This window comes from Pseudaminobacter salicylatoxidans (assembly GCF_003148475.1).
Classification (GTDB): Bacteria; Pseudomonadota; Alphaproteobacteria; order Rhizobiales; family Rhizobiaceae; genus Pseudaminobacter; species Pseudaminobacter salicylatoxidans.
The window spans coordinates 179,888-204,815 of record NZ_QGGG01000004.1 but is presented as its reverse complement, the minus strand read 5'-3'; the positions used below and the strand labels follow the sequence as shown (position 1 = coordinate 204,815).

Genomic DNA, 24,928 nt, shown 5'->3' with positions numbered 1-24,928 from the left:
GCAGGCCGGCGGTCGCGTGAAATATGTCTGCCAGTAGGGTTTTTGCCCCGCATAGGACGTCGCCCCTATCAGGGGCGCAGGCATGCGGTCTGGCTGGAAAGGCGGCACAAGCCGTCGCGGTCGAACTTGCCTGTCATATGGACCACGCCGGCGAGCATGGCGGCGAAAATCGCTGAAATCAGAAGGACGACTCCCATACGGGCAAAGAGCATCTGCGTGGACTCCGAACTTTCGCACGCCTCCCCGCCCATCTTGAAAAGCCTGTTGCCGTATTCACTAAACCTTTAAACAAATTACCAAATGCCTAATGGTGGCAGGATAGTCGCCTTACCCGCAATCGGGCCATCCGGGCAAAAAGAAAGCCGCCTCGTGGCGAGGCGGCTGTTGAGTAAGGGCACGGCGGGCGTAGAGGGGGATGTCGCCCGGCGCATTGAGAAAACTCGCCAGGCTGGAAAAAGTTCCGGGCTGGGCTGCAAAAGCTGCGTTTTGCTTGAAATCGCGATCTATCTGCCGGGCAGTGCCCTCTGTTCCCAGCGTTATTCGGCTGCGAATTGCTCGTCGGCGAGGTCGTCGGGAAGGTTGGGATCGCCGGGTGCGGTCTCGCAGTTGAGATCGGGGAACGCGACCACGCGATTGCCGCGAAAATCGGTGCGCACCACCGCAAGGCCCAGTTCCTCGAAATAGGTGAGAAGGCGGCGTGCGCGGCGCGTCGAATGGGTGCCGTAGGAGCGTGCCAGCGCGGCATCCGAAGGGCAGGGCGCGCCAGTGACGGCAGCCTGTGCGACGACGAGGAACACGCCCTGCACGTCTTCCGGCACGCTGGCGGAAAGCTCCAGCGCCTGCTGCCAGGTGTCGCTGGACGCGGTGGCGTTGTCGACGCCGGAGCGCGCGACCGCGAGCTTGCGGCGGAAGGCCGGCAATTCCAGCGGTTCCCCCGGCACGCGGCGGATGCGGCAGCGGACGAGAAAATCCTGATAGAGAATGGCGTCCGAGCGGAAGGCGGCATCGGCGTCTTCCAGTATTTCGCGCAGCACCGTCTCGATGCGTGCGTCACGATCCGCCTCGTCGATGATCTCGAATACCGGCTCGGAGGGCGCTTCCGGCGCGGGCCTGGGCTGCGAAAGCTGGGCAAGAATGTCTGCCGTGGGCGTTGGCGGCGGCGGTGCGGGGCGCTTGATAACCGGGCGCCGCTCTTCCGGCCCCGGCGTGAAGATCAGGTCTTCGACGTCCTCAGGCGCGGTTTCCGGCAACGGCATCAATCTGGGGCTGGACGAGCGCGGCGCGGTCTCGACCGAGCCGATGACGACCTGCAGCGGGCGCCGTGCGACCGCCGGGCCGAGGGCGACGAAGTGGCCGCGCCCAAGGTCGCGGAACATTTCCGCTTGACGCTTTTCCATGCCGAGCAGGTCGGCGGCGCGCGCCATGTCGATGTCGAGGAAGGTGCGGCCCATGAGGAAGTTGGACGCTTCCGCCGCGACGTTCTTGGCAAGCTTGGCGAGGCGCTGGGTGGCGATGACGCCGGCCAGGCCGCGCTTGCGGCCGCGGCACATCAGGTTGGTCATGGCGGCAAGCGACAGGCGCCGGGCGTCGTCGGCGACCTCACCCGCGGCGGAAGGCGCGAAAAGCTGGGCCTCGTCCACCACCACCAGCACCGGATACCAGTGGTCGCGCTCGGCATCGAAGAGGCCGCCGAGGAAGGCGGCGGCGGCGCGCATCTGCTGGTCGACTTCAAGCCCTTCCAGATTGAAGATGACCGAAACGCGATGCTGGCGAATGCGCGAGGCGATGCGGGTCAGTTCGGCCTCGGTGCGCGCGGCATCGACCACGACATGGCCGAATTTGTCGGCGAGCGAGACGAAATCGCCCTCGGGGTCGATCACGCATTGCTGCACCCAGGGCGCGCTCTGTTCCAGCAGGCGACGCAGGAGATGCGACTTGCCGGAACCGGAATTGCCCTGCACCAGAAGGCGGGTTGCCAGCAACTCCTCAAGGTCGAGCATTGCAGAGGTGCCGTTGGTGCCCGAACCTATGTCAATGCCTACCTTCATTGCGCCTCCTCGACGCACCGGACGAGTTTCGTTGTTGCGATTGCCTGCCGACGGCATGTGCGGAACTGCGTGAGACTCAGTTGCGAGCCTCATGAACGCAGGCTTTTCTTTAACATCCCGGCAAGGTGGTTGCGCAAGCCCGAGGACGAAACCCACAGGTGAAAGGTCGCGGACAGCGTAGTCAGGCGCTGCGCCGGAACCCCTCACTGGCGGTGAGAAGGCTGCGCGTATAGTCCTGCGCCACATTGCGGGTGGCGAGGTCGGCGGAGGAAAGCAGCTCCACCTCCTGTCCATGCTGCATCACCATCAGCCGGTCGCACATATGGGTGACGACGGCGAGGTCATGGCTGACCATGATGAAGGTGAGCTTGCGGGCCGCGCGCACCTGCTCCAGCAGGTTCAGCACTTCCGCCTGCACCGAGGCGTCGAGCGCCGAGGTCGGCTCGTCGAGCAGAAGGATGGACGGTTCGAGGATCAGCGCGCGGGCGATGGCCACGCGCTGGCGCTGGCCGCCGGAAAGCTGGTGCGAATAGCGGAAGCGGAAGCTGGAGCCGAGCCCCACTTCGTCGAGCGCCCGTGCGATGCGCTTTTCGGTGTCGTCGAAGCCATGGATCGCCAGCGGCTCCAGCAGCAGGCGATCGACCGTCTGGCGCGGGTGCAGCGACCCGTAAGGGTCCTGGAACACCATCTGCACCTGGCGGTAGAACTCCTTGTCGCGTTTTTCGCCGAGCCGCTTGCCATTCACCTCGATGGAGCCGCCGGTTACGGGCGCGAGGCCGGCCACTGCGCGCAGCAGCGTGGACTTGCCGGAGCCGGATTCGCCCACCAGCCCGAAGGATTCGCCCGGCGCGACCGTCAGGCTGACATCCTTCAGCGCGACAAACTCGTCGAAAGTGACGCGAAGCCTGTCGATGGCGAGAGCCGGGGTCATAGCGCCCACTCCGGTTTGCGGTCGAGCACGGGCAGCGGATGCCGGTCGGCGCCGATCTTGGGCATGCAGTTGAGCAGGCCGCGCGTATAAGGATGCTCGGCCTGCGCAAGATTCGAGGCCGGCAGCTCCTCCACGATCTTGCCGGCATACATGACGATGACGCGGTCGCAGAAGGACGACACCAGCCGCAGGTCGTGCGAGATGAAGATGAGCCCCATGCCGCGCTCGGCCACCAGCCGGTTGAGGATGCCCAGCACGTCGAGCTGCACGGTGACGTCGAGCGCCGATGTCGGTTCGTCGGCGATCAGCAGTTCGGGGCCGGCCACCAACATCATGGCGATCATGGCGCGTTGGCCCATGCCGCCCGACACTTCGTGCGGGTAGAGGTCGAAGACGCGCTCCGGGTCGCGGATTTGCACGGCGGCCAGCATGTCGAGCGCGCGCCTGCGCGCCTCCCCCCGGCCGACCGGCTCGTGCGCGCGCAGCGTCTCGACGATCTGGCGGCCGATGGTCATGACCGGGTTGAGCGAATATTTCGGGTCCTGCAGGATCATGGCGATGCGGTTGCCGCGCAACGCGCGCCGCTCGGCCGTGGAGGCCTTGAGCAGGTCTATGCCGTTGAACTCCAGCTTGCTTGCCGTGATCCGGCCATGCTCGGGCGTCAGGCCCATGATGGCACGACCGGTTTGCGACTTGCCCGAACCGGACTCGCCGACGATGCCCAGCCGCTCGCGGCCGAGCGTGAAGGAAACGCCGCGCACTGCCTCCACCACGCCGGTGCGGGTGGGGAAGGAGACGCGCAGATCCTCGACTTCGAGAAGCGCGTTCATTGACCGCTGCCCCGCGGATCGAGCGCATCGCGCAAGCCGTCGCCCAGCAGGTTGAAGCCGAGGCTGACGACGAGGATGGCGAAGCCGGGCATGGCGGCCACCCACCATTGGTCGAGGATGAAGCGGCGTCCGGAGGCGATCATGGCGCCCCACTCGGGCAGCGGCGGCTGCGCGCCGAGGCCGAGGAAGCCGAGGCCGGCGGCGGTGAGGATGATGCCTGCCATGTCGAGCGTGACCCGCACGATGAGAGAGGAAATGCACAGCGGCATGATGTGGCGCAGCACGATGCGCCAGGGCGAGGCCCCCATCAGTCGCACGGCCGAGATGTAGTCGGAGTTGCGCACCGTCAGCGTCTCGGCGCGCGCTATGCGCGCATAGGGCGGCCAGGAGGTGATGGCAATCGCGATGATGGCGTTGCCGATGCCGGGCCCGAGGGCTGCGACGAAAGCCAGCGCCAGCACCAGCTTGGGGAAGGCGAGGAAGATGTCGGTGATGCGCATCAGGACCGCGTCGACCCAGCCGCCGGCATAGCCGGCAACCGTGCCGACGAGCAGGCCGATGGGGGCCGCGATGACGGCAACCAGGATCACCACCTGCAAGGTGAGCCGCGAGCCGTAGATCAGGCGCGAAAGAATGTCCCGGCCCTGATCGTCGGTGCCGAGCCAGTGCTCGGCGGTCGGCGGCAGCAGGCGGGATTTGGCCAGATCGCCGATATAGGGCGAATCGGGCGCCAGCAGCGGCGCGAAGATGGCGACGAAGATGAGCCCCAGGATGATGAGCATGCCGATGACGGCAAGCTTGTTGGCGGTGAAGCGCCGCCAGGTGAGATAGGCACGGCCGAGCCGGGCCTGCATGCGAGACTGCGGCCGGTCGGTCAGCAGCCATTCGCGACGGGTCATTGCGGCGTCGCTCATCGTGTCCTCGTCCTTGGATCGAGCATGCGGTAGAGCACGTCGGAAAGCAGGTTGATGGCGATGAAGACGGATCCGATGACGATGGTGCCGCCCAGCACCGCATTCATGTCGGCGTTCTGCAGCGAGTTGGTGATGTAGAGGCCAAGCCCCGGCCAGGCGAAGACGGTTTCGGTCAGCACGGAGCCTTCAAGCAGGCCGGCATAGGAGAGCGCGATAACCGTCACCAGCGGCACGGCCGCGTTGCGCAACGCATGGCCCCAGATGATGCGGGTTTCCGACAGGCCCTTGGCGCGCGCGGCGACGATATATTCCTGTTGCAGTTCGTTCAGCATGAAGGAGCGCGTCATGCGGCTGATATAGGCCATGGAGAAATAACCGAGCAGGGAGCCCGGCAGGATGATGTGCGAGAACACATCGCGGAATGCCGCCCAATCGCGATTGATGATCGCGTCGATCAGGTAGAAACCGGTGATGGGCGTAAAAGTGTATTCGAAGACCACATCCATGCGGCCGGGACCGGACGTCCAGCCGAGCCGCGCATAAAAGACCAGCAGCGCAAGCAGGCCAAGCCAGAAGATCGGCACCGAATAGCCGATGAGGCCGACGATACGCACCACCTGGTCGGCTATGCTGCCGCGCTTGACGGCCGCCAGAACGCCGAGCGGAATACCGAGTGCGGCGCCGATGACGGTGCCGACGGTGGCCAGTTCCATGGTTGCGGGGAAGACGCGGCGAATGTCGGTCATGACCGGGTTGGTGGTCAGCACCGACGTGCCGAAATCGCCCTGCAGCACGCCTTTCACATAAAGGATGAACTGCTGGTAGTAGGGCAGGTTGAAGCCCATCTCCTGCCGCACGCGCTCGACGACATGCGCCGGCGCACGGTCGCCGACAATCGCCAGCACCGGATCGATCGGCACGACGCGGCCGATGAAGAAGGTGACGGCGAGCAGGCCGAGATAGGTGGTGGCGACGATCACCAGGAAGCTGACGACCGATTTCAGGGTGGCATAGGCGCGCCGACTGGCGCGCCTTGCCGGCATCTGCGTTTCAGTGGTGCTCAAGGGACTGATCCTTCGGGATCATTCCTTGGTGACGGGGGCGAGGAAGTTCGAATCGAAGCTCGGCCCGAGCTTGTAATTCTTGACGTTGCCACGCACGCCGGCCACTTCGATCTGCTGGAAGAGCATGACGAAGGGGCTGGTATCCAGAGCCTCCTGCTGCAGCTTCTTGTACATGTCGGCGCGCTTGTCGGTGTCGCGCTCCAGAAGTGCGGCCTGCACCTGCTTGGTCAGCTCCGGAATGTCCCAGGCATTGCGCCATGCCAGCGACTTCACCGCCGCATCGTCGCTGTTGTCCGGATTTGAGGTGAAGGCGTCGGCGTTGGTGTTCGGGTCCCAGTAATCCATGCCCCACTGGCCGATATACATATCGTGGTTGCGAGCGCGATACTTGGTCAGCGTCTGCTTGCCGTCGCCGGGGATGATCTCGATCTTCACGCCCGCCTGGCCGGCGGTCTGCTGGAAGGACTCGGCGATGCCGGTGACCGGCTGGCCGTTGCGTACGTCGAAGGTGACGGAGAAGCCGTCCTTCAGGCCGGCCTTCTCCAGCAGTTCCTTGGCCTTGGCCACGTCGAACTTGTAAGGGTTGGAGTCGAGCGCGCCCAGAACGCCTTTCACCTGATAGGTCTGGTGGATTTCGCCAATGCCCTTGATGAGGGTGGCGCCGATCGCGTCATAATCGACGAGATATTTGAAGGCCTCGCGGACTTCCGGCTTGGCCAGGTTCTCGTTCTTCTGGTTGAGGCTGATGTAGTAGACGGTGCCCTTCGGTGCGTTGGTGGTGGTGAGGTCGGCGTTCTTCTCCACGGCCTCGAGATCGCCTGGTTCGAGATTGCGGGCGACATCGACGTCACCGGCTTCGAGCATCAGGCGCTGGGTCGCGCTTTCCTTGACGTGGCGGTAGATGACGCGGGCAAGAGCCGGCTTTTCGCCATAATAGTTGTCGTTGCGCTCCAGCACGACGATCTCGTTGGCGCGCCAGTCGCGGATCTTGAACGGACCCGAGCCGGCATAGTTGGTCTTCATCCACGCATAGCCGAAGTCGGTGTCGTATTTGTAGTCGTCGCTCGGCGTCGTGGCCTGGGCATGCTCCATGACCAGCTTCTTGTCGAGCACGGCGCCCACCGTCGCGGTGAGGCAATTGAGCACGAAGCTCGGCGCATAGGCCTTGTCGACAGTGAGGACGAAGGTGTTCTCGTCCGCGGCCTTGGCCTTTTCGGTGACGTTGTCGCCGGTTAGCCCGAACTGGGTGAGAATGAAGGCCGGGCTCTTGTCGAGCTTGACCACGCGCTCGAACGACCAGGCGACGTCCTCGGCGGTGATCGGATTGCCGGAGGCGAACTTGATGCCCGGCTTCAGCTTGAACGTATAGGTGAGGCCATCATCGGAAATGGTCCAGCTTTCGGCAACGCCGCCCTTCACCTTGGTGGTGTCGTCGATGTCGAGACGCACCAGCATGTCATAGCCGTTGCCGAGGAATTCCGCGGGGCTCAGCTCGAAGGATTCTGCCGGGTCGAGCGTGATGGTGTCGTCGATGGCCCAGGCCTGGACCAGCGTGTCGGCCGGCGTGGCGGCGAAAGCGGGCGCAATGCCCCCGGAAGCGAGCAGCAGCGAGAAGGCCGCGCCGGCAAGCAGCGGACGAAAGCGCGAGTTGATTTTTCCCATTTTCATTTCAATTCCCCCGTTTCTGACGAGTGTTTGTCTTCGGATTCCGATGAATAACGATGACAATCGCCAATGCACCGGAAGCCCTTGCTAAGGTTCAACCACGTTATTGCCGGCCAAGACAATCATTTTGTTTCCTCACGGCCGGGCAGGTTCAGTCCTCACCGTCCTCATGCCAGGCAGAGCGCAGCACGCGGAACCAGTTCTCGCGGCAAAGCTTTGCCAGTTCCGCGCCGCCATAGCCGGCACCCTGCAACGCCGCCACGAGGTTCTGCAACCCACCGGCGGTGCCGATCTCGCGCGGGATGAGCGCGCCGTCGAAATCCGAACCGATGGCGACGCCGTCGATACCGAGCTTATCGACCAGATAATCGATGTGGCGCACCATGTCGGACAGCGGCGTGTCGGCGTTTTCGCGTCCATCGGCGCGCAGCATCGTGACGGCGAAATTGAGACCCACAAGTCCCTTGCTGTCGCGAATCGCGTCAAGCTGCCGGTCGGTGAGGTTGCGCGCCACCGGAACCAGTGCGTGCGGGTTGGAATGGCTGGCCACCAGCGGCTGGTCGGAGAGCTTCGCGACGTCCCAGAAACCCTGTTCGGTGATGTGCGACAGGTCGATGAGGATGCCGAGGCGGTTGCACTCGCGCACCAGTTCGCGGCCCGCGTCGGTCAGGCCAGGGCCGGTGTCCGGGCTCATGGGGAAAGCGAAGGGAACGCCGTGGCCGAAAATGTTGTGGCGGCTCCAGACGGGGCCGAGCGAGCGCAGGCCGGCTGCATGGAAAACCTCCAGCGCGGCCAGATCGGCGCCTATCGCCTCGCAGCCTTCCATATGGAGCACGGCGGCGAATTCGTCGTCGGCCATCGCATTGTCGATGTCGGCCATGCTGCGGCAGAGCCGCCAGCTTCCGGCGCGCTCCAGCCGCAGCGCGATCGCGGCCATTTCCAGCGCGATGTCGAGCGAGGGTGCGCGCTCCAGCGGTGCGGAAAGCGGCGTTACATAGCTGCCGTCCGCGTCGGGTTGCGGCAGGACCAGGTCGCCTGAGGGGACGTAGATGGCGCACAAGCCGCCCGCCAGCCCGCCGGCCCTGGCGCGGGGCAGGTCGATATGACCCTTTTCCGTCCCGTTGGTGAATTCGGCGACGGCATCGCCACCCTTTTTCTCGTTCTGCCAAAGGCGCAGCAGAACGTCGTTATGGCCGTCGAATACAGCTTGCATCCAATACCCCAGCATGAGGACGCCGTGGGGGGCGCCTCACTTCTCCTCCAGATGCCTCCAGCGATCCGCGTTTGGGCGGATGCGGGCATCACGGTTCGCTTGGAGACCGATCAAGGCAGATGATATGGCCAAGATCAAGGGGGAAGAATCGCGCAGGACAGCTTGTCCTGCGCGAAAAATGCATGCCGCAAGGGAACCCTGTCAGGCTGCCGCGCGGCCATCCCAGATGACGGGGAACCAGTCTTCGCGCAGTTTCTGGCCGGGCTTCATGTCATGGCCCGGATAGGGCGGGGAGGTGCGGCCGGGACGTTGTACGTAGTGGGCGTCGTCGCCTACCCAGCGCAGCGACAGCACGCGGCGGCGGCTGGAGGCCATGTTGCCGCGCGCGCCATGGGTAGTGCGGAAGTCGAACAGCACCGCGTCGCCCGGCTCCATTTCCCATTCCAGCACCTTCATCTCCGGCTCGTTGTCCGGGTCCGGAACCGGGCGGTAGTCGCCTTCGCCGGCATAGAAGTTGCCGTCGTCCAGCCAGCGCACCGGCAGCACCAGCTTGTCCCATTTGTGCGATCCGGCGACGAGGCGCAGGGTCGCCTCCTTCACCGGGTCGATGGGAATCCAGAAGCTGACGGTCTGGCTGCCGTCGACGAAATAGTAGGGAATGTCCTGATGCCATGGCGTCGCCTTCTGCGTGCCGGGCTCCTTGACCAGCACATGGTCGTGGAAGAACTGCGCCGTTTGCGATTGCATCACCGAAGCGGCGATCGCGGCGGCGGGCGATTCGCGCACCACGCGGACGAATTCGGGAATGCGCTCCCAGTTGCAGTAATCGTCGAAGAAGCTGCCCTTGCCGCCCCCGATGTCGACGGCGGTGGCGCTTCTGTCGCGCATGTTGCGTTCGATGCCTTCGGCAATGACATCGACCCAGTCCTTGAACGCGCCGCGGACGCAGACGGCGCCGTCGCGCTGGTAGTCGGAAATGATGTCGGGGCTGAGGCTATACGGTGCGGGTTTCATGGCGCTCTCCACGTTGGACCTGACCGACTATCGCGCAACCCGATCATCGGATAAAATAATATGTACTGATAAGATATATAGGAATTCATAATGGCTTATTCGTTGGCTCAGCTTCGCTATGCGGTGGCGGCGGCACGCCATGAAAGCATCAGCGCAGCGGCACGCGAACTCAACGTTTCGCAGCCCTCGATTTCGGTGGCGATCAGCCAGATCGAGGAGCGGACAGGGCAGAGGCTGTTCGTGCGCCAGCGTGGCGCGGGCATCTCACTGACGCCTTTCGGGCACGCCTTCATGCTCAAGGCCAGGATCGTCCTTGACGATCTCGACGACCTCGCCGCACTGGCGCGCGGCAAGGCGGGGGTCGGAGGGGAGCTCGTGCTGGGATGCTTCCAGGACCTCGCCCCGCATTTCGCGCCAGCGCTCATCCGGCGCATGGGCGAATTCCATCCGGCTGTGCGCATCAGCGTCAGCGAAGAGCGCTTCGAAACGCTGGAGAAACGCCTTGGCGATGCCGCGGTGGATATTGCGTTGACCTATGATCTCGGCCTGCCCGCCAACGCGGCGCGCGTGCTCCTGAGCGAGCTTGCGCCGCATGCGCTGCTGGCGGCCAGCCATCCGCTGGCCGGGCAGGACCGGGTGAGCCTTGCCGACCTTGCCCGCGAACCGCTGATCCTCACCGACCAGCCCTATAGCTGGCAGCATATGCTGGACCTGTTTCGCGGCCACGGCCACTCGCCGGCGGTTGCTGCCCGGACACGCTCCTTCGAGATGCAGCGCAGCATGGTGGCAAACGGCTTCGGGGTTGCCGTGTCCTATACGCGACCTGCCGGCGACCGCAGCTATGACGGGCTCGGCCTCGCCTGCAGGCCGATCCGCGAGCCGGTTCCCCTGCAGCGCATCATCATCGCCTATGACGCGCGCCAGCGCCTGTCGAAAGCGGCAAGCGCGTTCATCGAGGTCGCGAAGGAGTGGTTCTCGCACCGGCCGGTGTTTTCCGCGCCGGCGGAACGGGAATGACCGACGCCTATTCGTCTTCCTCGTCGCTCGCCAGCGGCGCCCAGGAATGCGGCTGGATTTTCTTCTGGGTGCTGGAATCGACATAGGCCCACCAGCCGACATCGTTGGCGTCGCCTTCGCCGCCGAGCGCTTTCAGCATGTCCGCCGAACGGTATTGCGCGATGGATTCGTTTTCCTGCCCGTCGGCGTCGGTCCAGAAGACACGGACCTTGCTGCCGTTTTTCGGCGCGGTGGCAATCGGGCTGGTGTTCGGCATGGCTGTCTCCCTGTTGTCCTCTTCAAGGTAAGGCCGAATCCGGCCTTGGCAATGCGGGCGGCGCGCTGCCCCTGGCGACAAATTGTTAAGGTTAGCCGAACGTTAAGCATTGCCCGTCACAATCCGCGCGGACGGGCCGCCGCGTCGGCCGCATCGCGGAATGGGGGAGATGCGATGGACATGGCAGGCGTCGAGGGATCGCCGGCAGCCGCAGGTGCGCAAACCGATCTGGAACGGGTGCTGGACGCCATGCAGATGGGCGTCGTTCTGCTCGACGCCGATCTGCGGGCCGAGATCGTCAACAGGGAATTCTACCGGATATGGAACGTGTCGCCGCAGGCCGTCGGCGTGGGCGCGTCGTTCCAGGCATTGTTGGAGATCAGCCGCTACGATGGCGTCTACGATGTCTCCGATGGGGAGTGGGAGAATTATGTCGCCCACCGGCTGGCCGAAATCCAGGACGGCGATGTTCCCTCGCGCGAATTCAAATGCGCCGACGGGCGCGCGCTGATCTATTCGGTGACTGCGCTTTCAGGCGGCAAGCGGCTTGTCTCCTACTACGACGTCAGCGAGATGAAGGATCGCGAGCGGCGGCTTGGCGCGACACTGGAAAAGACACGGCTTGCCGAGGCAGTCATAAACGGCATCGAGGACCCCATCTTCGTCAAGGACAGCGCACTGCGCTTCGTCTTCGTCAACGAGGCGTTTTCGTCGCTGTTCCGTTGCCGCCCGCAGGAGATGCTGGGGAGAACCTACCGCGACTTCGTCAACACCACCGACGCCAAGCGGTTCGAGGCGACCGAGCGGGAGGTGCTGGCAACCGGCGAACTTTTCGAGGTCGAGCAGAATTTCGAACACAAGGGCAAAACCCGCACGCGCATCGTGCGCAAGACGCGCATCAGCCTCGACAGCGAGCGCCACTATGTAGCCGGCTTTCTCTTCGACGTGACCGAGATCAAGGCACGTGAGAACGAGGCGGAGGAGGCGCGGCAGCGATTGGCCAATGTGCTGGAATCGCTTCCGGCCGGCGTCATCATCTATGACCGCGACGACCGTTTCGTGCTTGCCAACCACAAGATCCAGACCAGCCTGCCGGCCATGGCCGAGGGATGGAAGCCCGGCCGTCCGTTGCGCGAGGCGATCGAATATGCCCATGCCGCCGGCTATTTCCGCGATACCGGGGATGCGGAGCTGGATGCGCTCTACGACACGAACCCCGAGGGATGGGTGACGCGCTATATCGAGCGCTATGCGGCCCGGCATGCGGTGTCCGAGCGGCTCAACCCCGATGGGCGCTGGGTGAAGGCTTTCGACACCCGCTCCGACGATGGCACCTATGTCGGTGTGCGCGTGGACATAACCGAGCTGAAGGAGCGTGAGAAGGCGCTGCGCGACAGCATGCGCCAGATCGAGCTTTACCGGCATGTGCTCGACGAGTTGCCGGTCTCGACCTACGTCAAGAATTCCGATCTCGCCTTCGAATTCGTCAACAAGATGTGGTGCGGCATCGGTGGCATCTCCAAGGAAGAGGCGCTCGGCCGCACCGACCGCGATTTCTTCGGCGCGGAGGGCGAGGGTTTTGCCGCGCGTGACATGGACGTGCTGCGCACCGGAGAACTCAGCGAGGTCGAGGAGACGCTGACGCATTCCGACGGCACCATGCGCCATCTCATCGCCAAGAAAAGCCGGCTGGTCTCGCGCGACGGAAGCGTGCACCTGATCGGCTCCAGCACCGACATAACCGAGCTCAAGCAGCGCGAGACGGAGCTTCAGGAGGCGCAGCGGCGCGCCGTGCTGGCAGATCGCGCCAAGTCGGAATTCCTGGCCAATATGAGCCACGAAATCCGCACGCCGATGAACGGCGTGCTGGGCATGGCCGAACTGCTTGCCAAGTCCGATCTCGACGCAAAGCAGCGCACCTTCACCGACATCATCGTGAAGTCGGGCAATGCGCTGCTCACCATCATCAACGACATCCTGGATTTCTCCAAGATCGACGCCGGCCAGCTTGTGCTCGATCCGGCGCCGTTCAATCTTGCCGAGGCCGTCGAGGACGTCGCCACGCTGGTGTCCACGCGCGCCAAGGAAAAGGACCTCGAACTGATCGTGCGCGTGGCGCCCCACCTGCGCGACCTGTTCATCGGCGATGTCGGACGTATTCGCCAGATCATCACCAACCTCGTCGGCAATGCGGTGAAATTCACCGATGCCGGGCATGTGCTGATCGATGTCACCGGCGAGACGGCAAACGGCTCCGCCAATCTGCGCATCGCCGTCACTGATACTGGCATCGGCATTCCGGCAGACAAGCTCAACCTGATATTCGACAAGTTCAGCCAGGTGGACGCCTCCTCCACACGCCGGCATGAGGGCACGGGCCTCGGCCTCGCCATCACCTCGCGGCTGGTCCACCTGATGGGCGGCGAGATCGGTGTGGAAAGCATGGAAGGCAAGGGCTCGACCTTCTGGTTTACGCTTGCGCTTCCCACGGCGGGCCGGTCGGAAGGGCGCCGGGTGACGCCCGTCGATGTCACCGGCGCACGCATCCTCATCGTGGACGACAATGCGGTGAACCGCGCCATCCTGCTGGAGCAGATGGCATCGTGGAACTTCGATGCCTGTGCGGCGCAAAGCGGCCCGGAAGGGCTGAAGGTTCTGCAGGCGGCGGCCTCGCTCGGTGTCGGCGTCGATTGCATCGTGCTCGATTACCAGATGCCGGGCATGACCGGCGCGGAAATGGCGCGCGTCGTGCGCAACACACCGCAGCTCGCGGCCACGCCGATCGTCATGCTCACCTCGGTCGACCAGTCGCTGGCGCAGGCCAGCTATCGCGACCTCGTCATAGATGCCCAGCTCATCAAGCCGGCGCGGTCGTCCACATTGCTTGAGGCGCTCGTCACCACCATCCAGCGTCGCCGCATGGAGGGTACGCCGGCGCCGGCGTTGCCGATTGCAGAGGCGCCACCGGCCGTCGAACAGGTGGCGTCGCCTGCCGCTGTTGCCCGTCCCCGCCGACCAGGCCGCGCGCCGGGCCATCGCGTCGATATTCTGGTTGCCGAGGACAATGAGGTGAACCAGCTCGTCTTCACGCAGATGCTGGGCGAGACGGCGCACACTTTCGAGATCGTCAGCAACGGCAGGAAGGCCGTGGACGCCTTCCGTGAAATGAACCCGCGCATGATCCTGATGGATGTTTCCATGCCGGAGATGAACGGGCTGGAGGCGACGGCCACGATCCGCGAGATGGAGGGGACATCGGGCGGCCATGTGCCGATCGTCGGCGTCACCGCCCATGCGCTGAAAGGCGATCGCGAGCGTTGCCTGGAAGCCGGCATGGACGATTATCTGTCGAAGCCGATCAGCCCCAAGGCGCTGCTGGAAAAGCTGGAGCGCTGGCTCGGCGGGAGCGAGGCGGTTTCCGCCGCGGTGTGATGTATCCGGGCGGTCCTTGCTTTTATCTTTCTCGGATGATTGCCCGCAAATGCCATGAATGTCGCGAAACGCGCATCGGAAAAATCAAATTTCCCGGTGCTGGAAGGCCCCATGCCGCCGGCTAACTGATTGATTCTTCCGCGTGAGTCCGCTGGCGTGGGAACGGCTGCCATGCACCGTTACCGAGCCGACACGAAACTGTCATGCGACTGTTACAAAGCGGCGCTAAGCCCTCTCCCGACGCGAAAAGCGTTGCAAGACCATTCCGACAGGAGCGAGGCTCATGACCAGATATTTCCTCACGGCATCGGCCGCTGCGATCGCGCTTGCCGCGTCCGCCGGCTACGCCGCTGCCCGCGATCAGATCCAGATCGCCGGCTCGTCGACCGTGCTGCCCTATGCCAAGATCGTTGCCGAGAATTTCGGCGAGACCTACACCAACTTCAAGACTCCCGTCGTGGAGTCCGGCGGTTCGGGCGCCGGCATCAAGGAATTCTGCAAGGGCGTGGGCGAGAACACCATCGACATCGCCAACTCCTCGCGCAAGATCAAGGAAGACGAGATCAAGTCCTGCGCCGACGCCGGCGTCAAGGACGTCCAGGAAGTGAAGATCGGCTATGACGGCATCGTCTTCGCAACCGACATCAACGGCCCCGACTGGGCGCTGACGCCTGCCGACATCTACACCGCGATGGCCGCCCAGATCGTCGTCGACGGCAAGCTGGTGGCCAATCCCAACACCAAGTGGAACCAGGTCAATCCGAACCTGCCGGATTGGGACATCGCCGCCTACATTCCGGGCGAGAAGCACGGCACCCGCGAAGTCTTCGAAGAAAAGCTGATGACCGAAGGCTGCAAGTCGACCGGCGCGCTCGACGCCATCAAGGCCGCCGGCCAGGATGACAAGGTTGCGGGCAAAACCTGCGTGGCCGTGCGCAAGGACGGCAAGGCCATCGATATCGATGGCGACTACACCGAGACGCTTGCCCGCATCGCCTCCAACAAGACCGGCGTCGGCGTGTTCGGCCTCTCCTTCTACGAGAACAATGCCGACAAGCTGAAGGTCGCCACCGTCGAAGGCATCGTGCCTTCCACCGAGACCATCGCCAAGGGCGAATATCCAGTGTCGCGTCCGCTCTACTTCTATGTCAAGAAGGCACATCTGGGCGTCGTTCCGGGCCTGAAGGAATATGTCGACTTCTTCCTCGACGACCAGATGGTCGGGCCGGAAAGCCCGCTGGCCGAATATGGCCTGGTTGCCGCTCCGGATGCCGAACGCCAGCAGCAGCGTGACGACTTCGACGCCGGCAAGACCATGTAATAGTAACGTTTCGGGGCGCGCCGATGCGGCGCGCCCCGGAATTCGACTGCCACCCTGGAGCAGCCCATGTCCCTGATGACGGTTTTCGTAGCCGTGCTTGCCATTGGCGCCGTCGCCTTCTTTCTCGGCCGGCAGCGTGCGCTTGCGCAGGATGACGGCGGGATCAAGCCGCATTCGCGCGCTCACTACCATGGCTGGTGGGCGTTTCTGCTTGCGACCATGCCGGCTTTGCTGTTGCTGGTCGTCTGGGGCGTCGGCTCCAATGTCTATCTCGAAAGCCATGTCAGGTCGCAGCTTCCGCAGCAGTCGGCTGAAAGCGCGCTCGCCAATCCCGCGCTGGCGGCGAGCCTGACCAAGAGCCTCGCCAACGGGTTGCGGCGGCTGGATGCGCAGACGGCGACCAATCCACCCGCGACATTCTCCGAGTTGCAGCCGCTGCTTGCCACGCGCGGCGTGGCGCTGGCGCCCGACACGCAGGACTACATGATCCCGGTCGCGGTGGACGCCAACCGCACGCAGGACTGGCTGAGCGTGATCGGGGCCGTGCTGATCCTCATCGTTTCGGCCGGCGGCGCCGTGCTCGGCCTGTCGCAGATCCAGGTGCGCGCCCGCGCGCGCAACAATGTCGAGAAACTGATGCTGTGGGGGCTTCTGGCGGCATCCACGATCGCCATCCTCACCACCATCGGCATCATCCTGTCGATGCTGTTCCAGACCATCCATTTCTTCGAGAGCGTATCGTTCACCAACTTCTTCTTCGGAACGGTCTGGGACCCGCGTTTCGCGGCCGCCGGTTCGGATAGTTCGGAAGGCCAGTTCGGGCTCATCCCGCTGCTTGCCGGCACGCTCTACATCGCCCTGGTCGCCATGCTGGTGGCGGTTCCGATCGGCCTGATGTCGGCTGTCTACATGTCGGAATATGCTTCGCCGAAGGTGCGCGCGGTGGTAAAGCCGGCGCTCGAACTGCTCGCCGGCATCCCCACGATCGTCTATGGCATTTTTGCCCTCGTGGCGCTTGGGCCGTTCCTGCGTGACCTCAGCGCGGCCCTTGCCGGCGGCACCTCCTTCATCCAGGCGCAAAGCGTGTTGACCGCCGGCCTGGTGATGGGCGTGATGTTGATCCCGGTGGTTTCGTCGCTTTCCGACGACATCATCACCGCCGTGCCGCGCGCCATGCGCGACGGCTCTCTCGGGCTCGGCGCGACGCGCTCGGAAACCATCAAGCGGGTCATCCTGCCAGCGGCCCTGCCGGGCATCGTCGGCGCCATCCTGCTCACTGCCTCGCGCGCGATCGGCGAAACCATGATCGTGGTGCTCGCTGCAGGCGTGGCCGCCAAGCTGACGCTCAATCCGTTCGAAGCGATGACCACCATCACGGTGAAGATCGTCAATCAGCTTACTGGCGATCTCGAGTTCAATTCGCCGCAAACGCTGGTCGCCTTCGCGCTCGGCATCACGCTGTTTGCGCTGACGCTGGTGATGAACATCTTCGCGCTCTACATCGTGCGCAAGTACCGGGAACAGTACGAATGACCGACATTTCCATGGACGGCATCGCCGGCACCTCCGCGCGAGCGCGCCGCGACATCGGACTGAAACGCCGCTACGCAGCCGAACGCCGCTTCCGCCTCTATGGCGTGCTGGCGATTTCGGTCGGCCTGGTGTTCCTCGCCATCATGCTCGTCTCGATCGTTTCCAAGGGTTACACCGCCTTCTGGCAGACCACCGTGACGCTGCCGATCACCTTCGACGCGAAGGTCATCGACCCGAGCGGCAAGCGCGCTACCGATCCCAATGTGCTGATCAGGGCCAACTATCCGAAGCTGGCTGAAAATGCGCTGATCGCGAAGCTCGGCATCGACCCCGGCGACAAGGCGACCGTGCGCAAGCTCAAGGGTTTCCTGTCGGATGGCGCGCGCGCGCAGCTTCGTACGCTGGTGATGGCCGATCCGTCGATCATCGGCACCACGCGCAATGTCGACATTCTCGCGGCCGCCAACATCGATTCCGCCTTCAAGGGCCAGATCGACCTGTCGGTGGATGAAAGCCGGCGCAAGGTGTCCGACCAACAGGTGGCCTGGATGAAGCAGCTCGCGGCCGACGGTTCGCTGGCCGAGCACTTCAACAAGGGCCTGTTCACCTTCGGCGCTTCCAGCCGCCCGGAAACCTCCGGCATGGGCGTGGCCATCATCGGCTCGCTCTACATGATGGGCATCGTGCTGCTTCTGGCGCTGCCGATCGGCGTCGCGGCTTCCATCTATCTGGAGGAATTCGCCAGGAAGAGCCGCTTCACCGACCTCATCGAGGTCAATATCAACAATCTCGCCGCTGTGCCGTCGATCGTCTTCGGCCTGCTCGGCCTGTCGGTGTTCATCAACTTCCTCGGCCTGCCGCGCTCGGCCTCGCTGGTTGGTGGCTTGGTGCTGACGCTGATGACGCTGCCCACCATCATCATCGCCACGCGCGCGGCCCTTGCCGCCGTGCCGCCCTCGATCCGCTCGGCAGCGCTGGGCCTCGGCGCGTCGAAGATGCAGATGGTGTTCCAGCACATCCTGCCGCTGGCCGCGCCCGGCATCCTCACCGGCACCATCATCGGCCTGGCGCGCGCCCTGGGCGAGACGGCGCCGCTGCTGCTGATCGGCATGGTCGCCTTCGTTGCCGACTATCCTTCGACGCCGCTGCAGCCGGCGACCGCGCTGCCCGTGCAGATCTATATGTGGGCCAACGAGGCCGAGCGCGCCTTCGTCGAGCGCATGTCGGGCGCCATCATCATCCTGCTCGTCTTCCTGATGGCGATGAACATCACGGCCATCGTGCTGAGACGACGTTTCGAACGGCGCTGGTAAGAGGAGTTCCCCAATCATGAACATAATGACCGAAACGGCACTCGAAAGCGCGGTGAGCGACAAGATGAACGGAACGCCCAACGAAACCATCAAGATGCGTGGACAAAAGGTCTGCGTGTTCTACGGCGAGAAGCAGGCGCTGTTCGACGTCAATCTCGACGTGCGCGAAAACCAGGTGACGGCGCTGATCGGCCCTTCGGGGTGCGGCAAATCCACCTTCCTGCGCTGCCTCAACCGCATGAACGACACCATCGATGCGGCACGTGTGGCGGGCGAGATCACGCTCGACGGCGAGGACATCTACGACCCCAGGATCGACGTTGTCGAACTGCGCGCCCGCGTCGGCATGGTGTTCCAGAAGCCGAATCCGTTTCCCAAGTCGATCTACGAGAATGTCGCCTATGGCCCGCGCATCCACGGGCTGGCGCGCAATAAACCCGAGCTCGACGCCATCGTGGAAAGCAGCCTGCAGAGGGCGGGGCTGTTCAACGAGGTGAAGGACCGCCTGCATGAACCCGGCACCGGGCTTTCCGGCGGCCAGCAGCAGCGCCTGTGCATTGCGCGCGCCATCGCCGTGTCGCCGGAAGTGATCCTGATGGACGAGCCCTGCTCGGCGCTCGACCCGATCGCCACCGCCCGCGTGGAGGAGCTGATCGACGAACTGCGCCAGAACTACACGATCGTCATCGTCACCCACTCGATGCAGCAGGCCGCGCGCGTGTCGCAGCGAACCGCCATGTTCCATCTCGGCTATCTGGTCGAGGAAGGCGAGACCGACAAGATGTTCACCAACCCCGACGACAAGCGCACGCAGGACTACATCACCGGCCGCTTCGGCTGAGCCCGGACGACAGACGCCGATTGCGAGGACACATCATGGGCAAACATACCGTTACCTCTTTCGACGATGAGCTTGGGCATATCGATCGTCTCATTCGGGACATGGGCGATCTTGCCGCGTCGATGGTGGAAGCCGCGATCCGGGCGCTGGTCAATTCCGACGTGGCGCTCGGCCAGCGCGTCATTTCCGACGATGCGGTGATGGATGCCCGCCAGCGCGAGCTGGACGACCGCGCCATCACGCTGATCGCCAAGCGCCAGCCCATGGCGCAAGACCTGCGCGCGGTGGTGGGCGCCATCCGCATGGCCGGCGATCTCGAGCGTATCGGCGATCTTGCCAAGAACATCGCCAAGCGCGTCGGCGCCGTGGGCCAGAACGCCATGCCGCGCGCCCTTGCGCATTCCATCGAGACGATGGCCGCGATGGTGCTGGCCCAGATCACGGCGGTGGTGGACAAATATGTCTCGCGCCAGCCGGAGGACCTGCAGGCATTGCGGCTGGCCGACGAGCAGATCGACGTGAAATACACCGCCGTGTTTCGCGAGCTTTTGACCTATATGATGGAAGATCCGCGCAACATCACGGCATGCACGCATCTGCTGTTCTGCGCCAAGAATCTGGAGCGCATCGGCGACCACGTTACCAATATCGCCGAAAATGCCTATTACGTGATGACGGGTCAGCAGCTTCCGCCGAACCGGCCGAAGCTCGATGAGACGTCGCTGACGACGCCGGCGGCCTGAGGGCATATATGTGATGATCGCACCGAAAATCATGGTGGTGGAGGATGAAGAGCCGCTGGGCGTCCTGCTCCGCTACAATCTGGAATCGGAAGGCTATCAGGTCGAAGTCGTCATGCGCGGCGATGAAGCCGAACTGCGGCTGCAGGAGAACGTTCCCGACCTTCTGGTGCTTGACTGGATGTTGCCGGCGCTGTCAGGCATCGAGCTGTGCCGCCGTCTCAGGATGCGCCCCGAGACCGAGCGCCTCCCCATCATCATGCTGACGGCGCGCGGCGAGGAAAGCGACCGCGTGCGCGGCCTTTCCACCGGCGCTGACGACTATCTCGTCAAGCCGTTCTCGACGCCCGAATTCATGGCGCGGGTGAAGGCGCTGCTGCGCCGCGCCAAGCCGGAGGTGCTCTCCAGCGTGCTCAAGGTGGGCGACATCGTGCTCGACCGCGAGGCGCACCGCGTCTATCGCAAGAAGAACGAGATCAAGCTGGGGCCGACCGAGTTCCGCCTGCTGGAGTTCATGATGCGCCATCCCGGCCGCGTGTTCTCGCGCAGCCAGCTGCTCGACAATGTCTGGGGCGAGACGATCTATATCGACGAGCGCACGGTGGACGTGCATGTCGGGCGCCTGCGCAAGGCGGTCAACAGCGGCCGCATGCCGGACGTCATCCGCACCATTCGCGGCTCGGGCTACGCGATCCGCGAGGACTGAGCCGGTTCGGGCAGCGTTCCGCCTTTGCCGGTCATGCCGGGTTGAGCGGGCCCGGCGGCGAAAATCTCCCGATCGACAAAGGCCAGCGCCTGCATGGTGCAGCCTTCGCGGATCAGCGGCAGTTCGTCGCCTTCCATGTCGAATGAGATCGCCTTGTTGTGGCGGCCCCCGGCCGTACGATCGATGGCCGCGTGCAATTGCGGTTCGATGAGGTCGAAAGCGGCCGCGCCGATGCCGACAACCGCCACCGGCGCGGGGTCGATCAGCGCAAACAGGCTGCCGAGGCCAAAGCCCAGCGCCTCGCCCGCAACGCGAAACGCCTCGCGCTCGGGCCCCTCGCTGGCGCGCGCCCTCTCGGCCAGGGCATGCATCTCGGCGGCCGAGATGTCGGCCAGCGGCGCTTCGTCCTCGCTCCTGCTGTGCGCATTGCGCCAGATCGCATAGTTGCCGGCATAGGCCTCCACGCAGCCGCGCCGGCCGCAGCGGCACAGCGCGCCGTCCGGCCGGTGGATCATGTGGCCGAACTCGCCGCCCGAGGATTGCGTGCCGGTGAAAAGCTGGCCTTTGAGCATGATGCCCATCCCAATGCCGTGCGACAGCAGCACGGCGATGAAATCGTCACGGTAGCGTTCCGGCTTGCGCCATTTCAGCGCCACCGCGATCATGTTGCAGTCGTTCTCGACGGTGACGGGAACGCCGGTCGCCGCCTCCAGCCTGTCGGCAAGCTCGATATGGGTATGCGGTGTGATCGGCGACCACAGCATCATGCGCGAGGCCGCGTCGGTGATGCCCTGCACCGCCATGCCGACGCGCAGCACCCGACTGCCCGCCGCGCGCCGACGCATGACCTGCCGTGACACCATCTCCACGCAATGGTCGATAAGCTCTTCGCGGGCCATGCTCGCCGTATCGAGTTTTCGTTCCTCTTCCGAAACGATCCTTCCGGCATAATCGACCACGCCGACCGCGAGGAAATTCAGCAGCAGCACGACGGTAATGATCTCGGCGGCTTGCGGGTCGAGGCCGAGCGCCACCTGTGGGCGGCCGCGCTTCGATGCGGTCGCCTCCGCCCCCTTGGTTTCGGCCAGGATGCCTTCCGTGATCAGGTCGGCTGAAATCGCCGAGATGGTCGAATGGCTCAGGCCGGTTGCGGCCGCGATCTCGGTGCGCGATGGCTGGTCGGCACCGCGTATCGCGGCAATCACCATGGCGCGGTTGCGCTTCCTGAGATCGTCGTGACGGATCGCGACGGACATATCGCACATTCCTCCCCGCGCGGCCGTTTCCGCGACGGCGGCGCTGCTCTTCCGTCTGGGCCGGTGATATCTGCAATTCCAGTTCGAAGTCGCCGCGTCAACGGCCCTGAAAGAATATTGACAGAACTCCGGGCATGCGTCATTCTTTTTTTCGAGGCTCGAAAAAAAGAGCTTCAGGGAGGCTCAGGCCATCGTCAAAGCGCTCCTGAGGGGGTGCAGGGAGGAAATCATGAAGAAGTTTGCAACCGCCATGCTGGCGGGCGTTGCGCTTTCCGTTTCGCTCGCGTCCATCGCCGAAGCGAAGGACAAGGTCGTCGGCGTATCTTGGTCGAACTTCCAGGAAGAACGCTGGAAAACCGACGAGGCAGCGATCAAGGCCGCACTCGAAGCCGCGGGTGACAAGTATATTTCGGCCGACGCCCAGTCCTCGGCCGCCAAGCAGCTGACCGATGTGGAAAGCCTGATCGCGCAGGGCGCGAACGCGCTGATCATCCTGGCGCAGGATTCCAGCGCCATCGGGCCGGCTGTCGAAAAGGCCGTTGCCGAGGGCATTCCAGTCGTCGGCTATGACCGTCTGATCGAGAACAAGGACGCCTTCTACCTGACCTTCGACAACAAGGAAGTCGGCCGCATGCAGGCCAAGGCCGTGTTCGACGTAATGCCGGAAGGCAACTACGTCTTCATCAAGGGCAACGGCGCTGACCCGAATGCCGACTTCCTGTTCTCGGGCCAGATGGAAGTGCTGAAAGAGGCCATCGATGCCGGCAAGATCAAGAATGTCGGCGAGGCCTACACCGACGGCTGGCTGCCGGCCAATGCGCAGAAGAACATGGAGCAGTTCCTGACCGCCAACGACAACAAGGTCGATGCGGTGGTGGCCTCCAATGACGGCACCGCCGGCGGCGCGATCGCGGCGCTCGATGCGCAGGGCCTTGCCGGTTCCGTACCGGTCTCCGGCCAGGACGCCGACCATGCCGCGCTGAACCGCATCGCGCTCGGCACGCAGACGGTTTCGGTCTGGAAGGACTCGCGTGAGCTTGGCAAGGCGGCAGCCGAAATCGCCTCGCAGCTCGCTGACGGCAAGAAGATGGAGGACATTCCGAATGCCGTGAAATGGTCGGACGGCCCCAACAAGGTCGAGATGACCTCGGTCTTCCTCAAGCCGGTTCCCATCACCAAGGATAACCTCAACCTCGTCATCGACGCCGGCTGGGTGTCCAAGGATGTGGTCTGCCAGGGCGTGAAGGCAGGCTCCGCCGCCGCCTGCGACTGATCGCGGCTGCGTTCGCGTGCCGAAACGGGATGACGCCGCGGTTTGACGAAAACCGCGGCGCTTCACTGGATCGCGATGACGCTCGGTTGGGTCGTCATCCCGATCCATCCCGTTGTTGGAGGATGATCCCGAAAACCGGTTCCCACATTTCGGGATGATGCTTTAGGGTTGAATGCCGGACGGTCCGTCGCAGGCCGCCGGCGGGAGGATGTCATGACACAAGTGACAACAGGCAAGCCCGTGGCTCAGGAGGCACAGGAATTCGTGGATCGCGCGCGGGCTTCCGAGACAGGCCCTGTCGGCCGTTTCCTGCAAGCGACGGAACTCGACACGCGAATGCTGGGGATGATCGGCGCGCTGCTGGTGATCTGGATCGGCTTCGACCTCCTGTCGGGCGGTCTCTTCCTCACGCCGCGCAACCTGTGGAACCTGTCGGTGCAGTCCTCGTCGGTCGCCGTGATGGCGACGGGCATGGTGCTGGTCATCGTCACCCGCAATATCGATTTGTCGGTAGGCTCCGTACTTGGCGTCTGCGGCATGATCATGGGTGTCACGCAGGCGATCCTGCTGCCGCGCTATGCCGGCTGGTCGCTCGGCGATCCGTCGATCTGGGTCATCGCGCTGGCCGCCGGCCTGCTGGTCGGGCTGGCCATCGGCGCGCTGCAGGGCTTCCTCATCGCCTATCTCGGCATTCCCGCTTTCATCGTCACGCTGGGCGGCTTGCTCGTCTGGCGTGGTGCCGCGTGGTGGGTCACCAGCGGCCAGACGGTTGCGCCGATGGACGCCACCTTCCGCCTGATGGGCGGCGGCCCGGAAGGATCGATCGGCGCGACCTGGAGCTGGGTCGTCGGCATCGTCGCCTGCGTGGCCGTGGTGCTGATGCTGGTCAACGGCCGTAACCAGCGCAAGCGCTTCCGCTTCCCGTTGCGCCCGGTCTGGGCAGAGACGCTGGTGGGCGCAGTGGCCTGCATCCTCATCCTTGCCGCTGTCTGGGTCGCCAATTCCTATCCCTGGCCGGCCGGAACTGTCAGGAAATATGCCGAGGCCAACAACATCATCCTCCCCGATGGCGGGCTGTTCATCGCGCATGGGATCGCTGTGCCGGTGCTGATGGCGATCGCCGCCGGCATCATCATGACCTTCATCACCACCCGCACGCGTTTCGGCCGCTATGTCTTCGCCATCGGCGGCAATCCGGAGGCGGCGGAACTGGCGGGCATCAACACGCGCTGGGTGACGATGAAGATCTTCATGGTCATGGGCTTTCTGGCCGCCATCAGCGCGGCGATCTCGACGGCGCGCCTCAACGCCTCGACCAATGCGCAGGGCACGCTGGACGAATTGCTGGTCATCGCGGCCGCCGTCATCGGCGGCACGTCGCTGTCGGGCGGCGTGGGCACCGTGGCGGGCGCCATGCTGGGCGCGATGCTGATGCAATCGCTGCAATCGGGCATGGTGCTTCTGGGCGTGGATACCCCGTTGCAGAACATCGTCGTCGGCATCGTGCTGGTCCTGGCCGTGTGGCTGGACACGCTCTACCGCCGCCGCATGCAGTGAGGGA

21 protein-coding genes are annotated in these 24,928 nt (G+C 64.2%); 10 read left to right on the top strand and 11 right to left on the bottom strand.

What is annotated here, in order from left to right:
* Positions 1-68 precede the first annotated feature (68 nt).
* The 9 genes from C7441_RS24005 to C7441_RS07570 all read right to left on the bottom strand — a co-directional run bounded on the left by C7441_RS24005 (position 69) and on the right by C7441_RS07570 (position 9,679).
* On the bottom strand, positions 69-212 hold the full coding sequence (locus tag C7441_RS24005) for a hypothetical protein (RefSeq protein WP_157173701.1): 144 nt from the start codon (positions 210-212) through the stop codon (positions 69-71).
* Between the two features lie 324 nt (positions 213-536).
* Positions 537-2,048: a helicase HerA domain-containing protein gene (locus C7441_RS07605; RefSeq protein WP_109612450.1), complete on the bottom strand. Its 1,512-nt coding sequence runs from the start codon at positions 2,046-2,048 to the stop codon at positions 537-539.
* A 181-nt stretch (positions 2,049-2,229) separates the two neighbouring features.
* Positions 2,230-2,979 (bottom strand): ABC transporter ATP-binding protein, encoded by a 750-nt coding sequence (locus C7441_RS07600; protein ID WP_109612449.1) that lies wholly within the window; start codon positions 2,977-2,979, stop codon positions 2,230-2,232.
* On the bottom strand, positions 2,976-3,809 hold the full coding sequence (locus C7441_RS07595) for an ABC transporter ATP-binding protein (RefSeq protein WP_109612345.1): 834 nt from the start codon (positions 3,807-3,809) through the stop codon (positions 2,976-2,978). The genes C7441_RS07600 and C7441_RS07595 overlap by 4 nt, the downstream gene beginning before the upstream one ends.
* Positions 3,806-4,723: a nickel transporter permease gene (nikC, locus tag C7441_RS07590; protein WP_109612344.1), complete on the bottom strand. Its 918-nt coding sequence runs from the start codon at positions 4,721-4,723 to the stop codon at positions 3,806-3,808. The genes C7441_RS07595 and nikC overlap by 4 nt, the downstream gene beginning before the upstream one ends.
* A complete protein-coding gene (locus C7441_RS07585; protein WP_109612448.1) occupies positions 4,720-5,766 on the bottom strand; it encodes an ABC transporter permease in 1,047 nt (348 codons plus the stop codon). Before C7441_RS07585 ends, nikC begins: the two co-directional genes overlap by 4 nt.
* 39 nt (positions 5,767-5,805) lie before the next feature.
* Positions 5,806-7,455, bottom strand: coding sequence for an ABC transporter substrate-binding protein (locus C7441_RS07580; RefSeq protein ID WP_170125039.1), 1,650 nt, complete (start codon positions 7,453-7,455; stop codon positions 5,806-5,808).
* A 148-nt stretch (positions 7,456-7,603) separates the two neighbouring features.
* Positions 7,604-8,665, bottom strand: coding sequence for a dipeptidase (locus C7441_RS07575; protein WP_109612343.1), 1,062 nt, complete (start codon positions 8,663-8,665; stop codon positions 7,604-7,606).
* A gap of 201 nt (positions 8,666-8,866) precedes the next feature.
* Complete coding sequence (locus C7441_RS07570; protein WP_109612342.1) at positions 8,867-9,679, bottom strand: phytanoyl-CoA dioxygenase family protein; 813 nt, start codon at positions 9,677-9,679, stop codon at positions 8,867-8,869.
* A gap of 90 nt (positions 9,680-9,769) precedes the next feature.
* Between C7441_RS07570 and C7441_RS07565 the strand changes: the two genes are divergently transcribed.
* Positions 9,770-10,696, top strand: coding sequence for a LysR family transcriptional regulator (locus tag C7441_RS07565; RefSeq protein ID WP_109612341.1), 927 nt, complete (start codon positions 9,770-9,772; stop codon positions 10,694-10,696).
* Positions 10,697-10,703: 7 nt separating this feature from the next.
* Here the strand turns inward: C7441_RS07565 and C7441_RS07560 are convergent, their stop codons facing one another.
* On the bottom strand, positions 10,704-10,952 hold the full coding sequence (locus tag C7441_RS07560) for a hypothetical protein (RefSeq protein WP_019172343.1): 249 nt from the start codon (positions 10,950-10,952) through the stop codon (positions 10,704-10,706).
* A gap of 174 nt (positions 10,953-11,126) precedes the next feature.
* Between C7441_RS07560 and C7441_RS07555 the strand changes: the two genes are divergently transcribed.
* The 7 genes from C7441_RS07555 to phoB all read left to right on the top strand — a co-directional run bounded on the left by C7441_RS07555 (position 11,127) and on the right by phoB (position 20,838).
* Complete coding sequence (locus C7441_RS07555) at positions 11,127-14,384, top strand: PAS domain-containing hybrid sensor histidine kinase/response regulator (RefSeq protein ID WP_109612340.1); 3,258 nt, start codon at positions 11,127-11,129, stop codon at positions 14,382-14,384.
* Positions 14,385-14,667: 283 nt separating this feature from the next.
* Entirely contained in the window at positions 14,668-15,705 is a 1,038-nt protein-coding gene (locus C7441_RS07550) for a PstS family phosphate ABC transporter substrate-binding protein (RefSeq protein WP_109612339.1), read from the top strand.
* Between the two features lie 66 nt (positions 15,706-15,771).
* A complete protein-coding gene (gene pstC, locus C7441_RS07545) occupies positions 15,772-17,238 on the top strand; it encodes a phosphate ABC transporter permease subunit PstC (RefSeq protein WP_109612338.1) in 1,467 nt (488 codons plus the stop codon).
* Complete coding sequence (pstA, locus tag C7441_RS07540) at positions 17,235-18,551, top strand: phosphate ABC transporter permease PstA (RefSeq protein WP_019172339.1); 1,317 nt, start codon at positions 17,235-17,237, stop codon at positions 18,549-18,551. The genes pstC and pstA overlap by 4 nt, the downstream gene beginning before the upstream one ends.
* A gap of 16 nt (positions 18,552-18,567) precedes the next feature.
* Positions 18,568-19,392: a phosphate ABC transporter ATP-binding protein PstB gene (gene pstB, locus C7441_RS07535; protein ID WP_109612337.1), complete on the top strand. Its 825-nt coding sequence runs from the start codon at positions 18,568-18,570 to the stop codon at positions 19,390-19,392.
* Between the two features lie 35 nt (positions 19,393-19,427).
* Positions 19,428-20,135 (top strand): phosphate signaling complex protein PhoU, encoded by a 708-nt coding sequence (gene phoU, locus C7441_RS07530; RefSeq protein WP_019172337.1) that lies wholly within the window; start codon positions 19,428-19,430, stop codon positions 20,133-20,135.
* A 13-nt stretch (positions 20,136-20,148) separates the two neighbouring features.
* Complete coding sequence (phoB, locus tag C7441_RS07525) at positions 20,149-20,838, top strand: phosphate regulon transcriptional regulator PhoB (protein ID WP_019172336.1); 690 nt, start codon at positions 20,149-20,151, stop codon at positions 20,836-20,838.
* On the opposite strand, the gene C7441_RS07520 is transcribed toward phoB, so the two are convergent.
* On the bottom strand, positions 20,817-22,094 hold the full coding sequence (locus C7441_RS07520; protein ID WP_109612336.1) for an ROK family protein: 1,278 nt from the start codon (positions 22,092-22,094) through the stop codon (positions 20,817-20,819). The two genes, phoB and C7441_RS07520, sit on opposite strands and share 22 nt — an antisense overlap.
* Positions 22,095-22,323: 229 nt before the next feature.
* On the opposite strand from C7441_RS07520, the gene xylF reads away from it, so the two are divergent.
* Together xylF and C7441_RS07510 are read left to right on the top strand one after the other, a co-directional pair.
* On the top strand, positions 22,324-23,367 hold the full coding sequence (gene xylF / locus C7441_RS07515; RefSeq protein ID WP_109612335.1) for a D-xylose ABC transporter substrate-binding protein: 1,044 nt from the start codon (positions 22,324-22,326) through the stop codon (positions 23,365-23,367).
* Between the two features lie 213 nt (positions 23,368-23,580).
* Complete coding sequence (locus C7441_RS07510; RefSeq protein WP_109612446.1) at positions 23,581-24,924, top strand: sugar ABC transporter permease; 1,344 nt, start codon at positions 23,581-23,583, stop codon at positions 24,922-24,924.
* Positions 24,925-24,928: the final 4 nt, after the last annotated feature.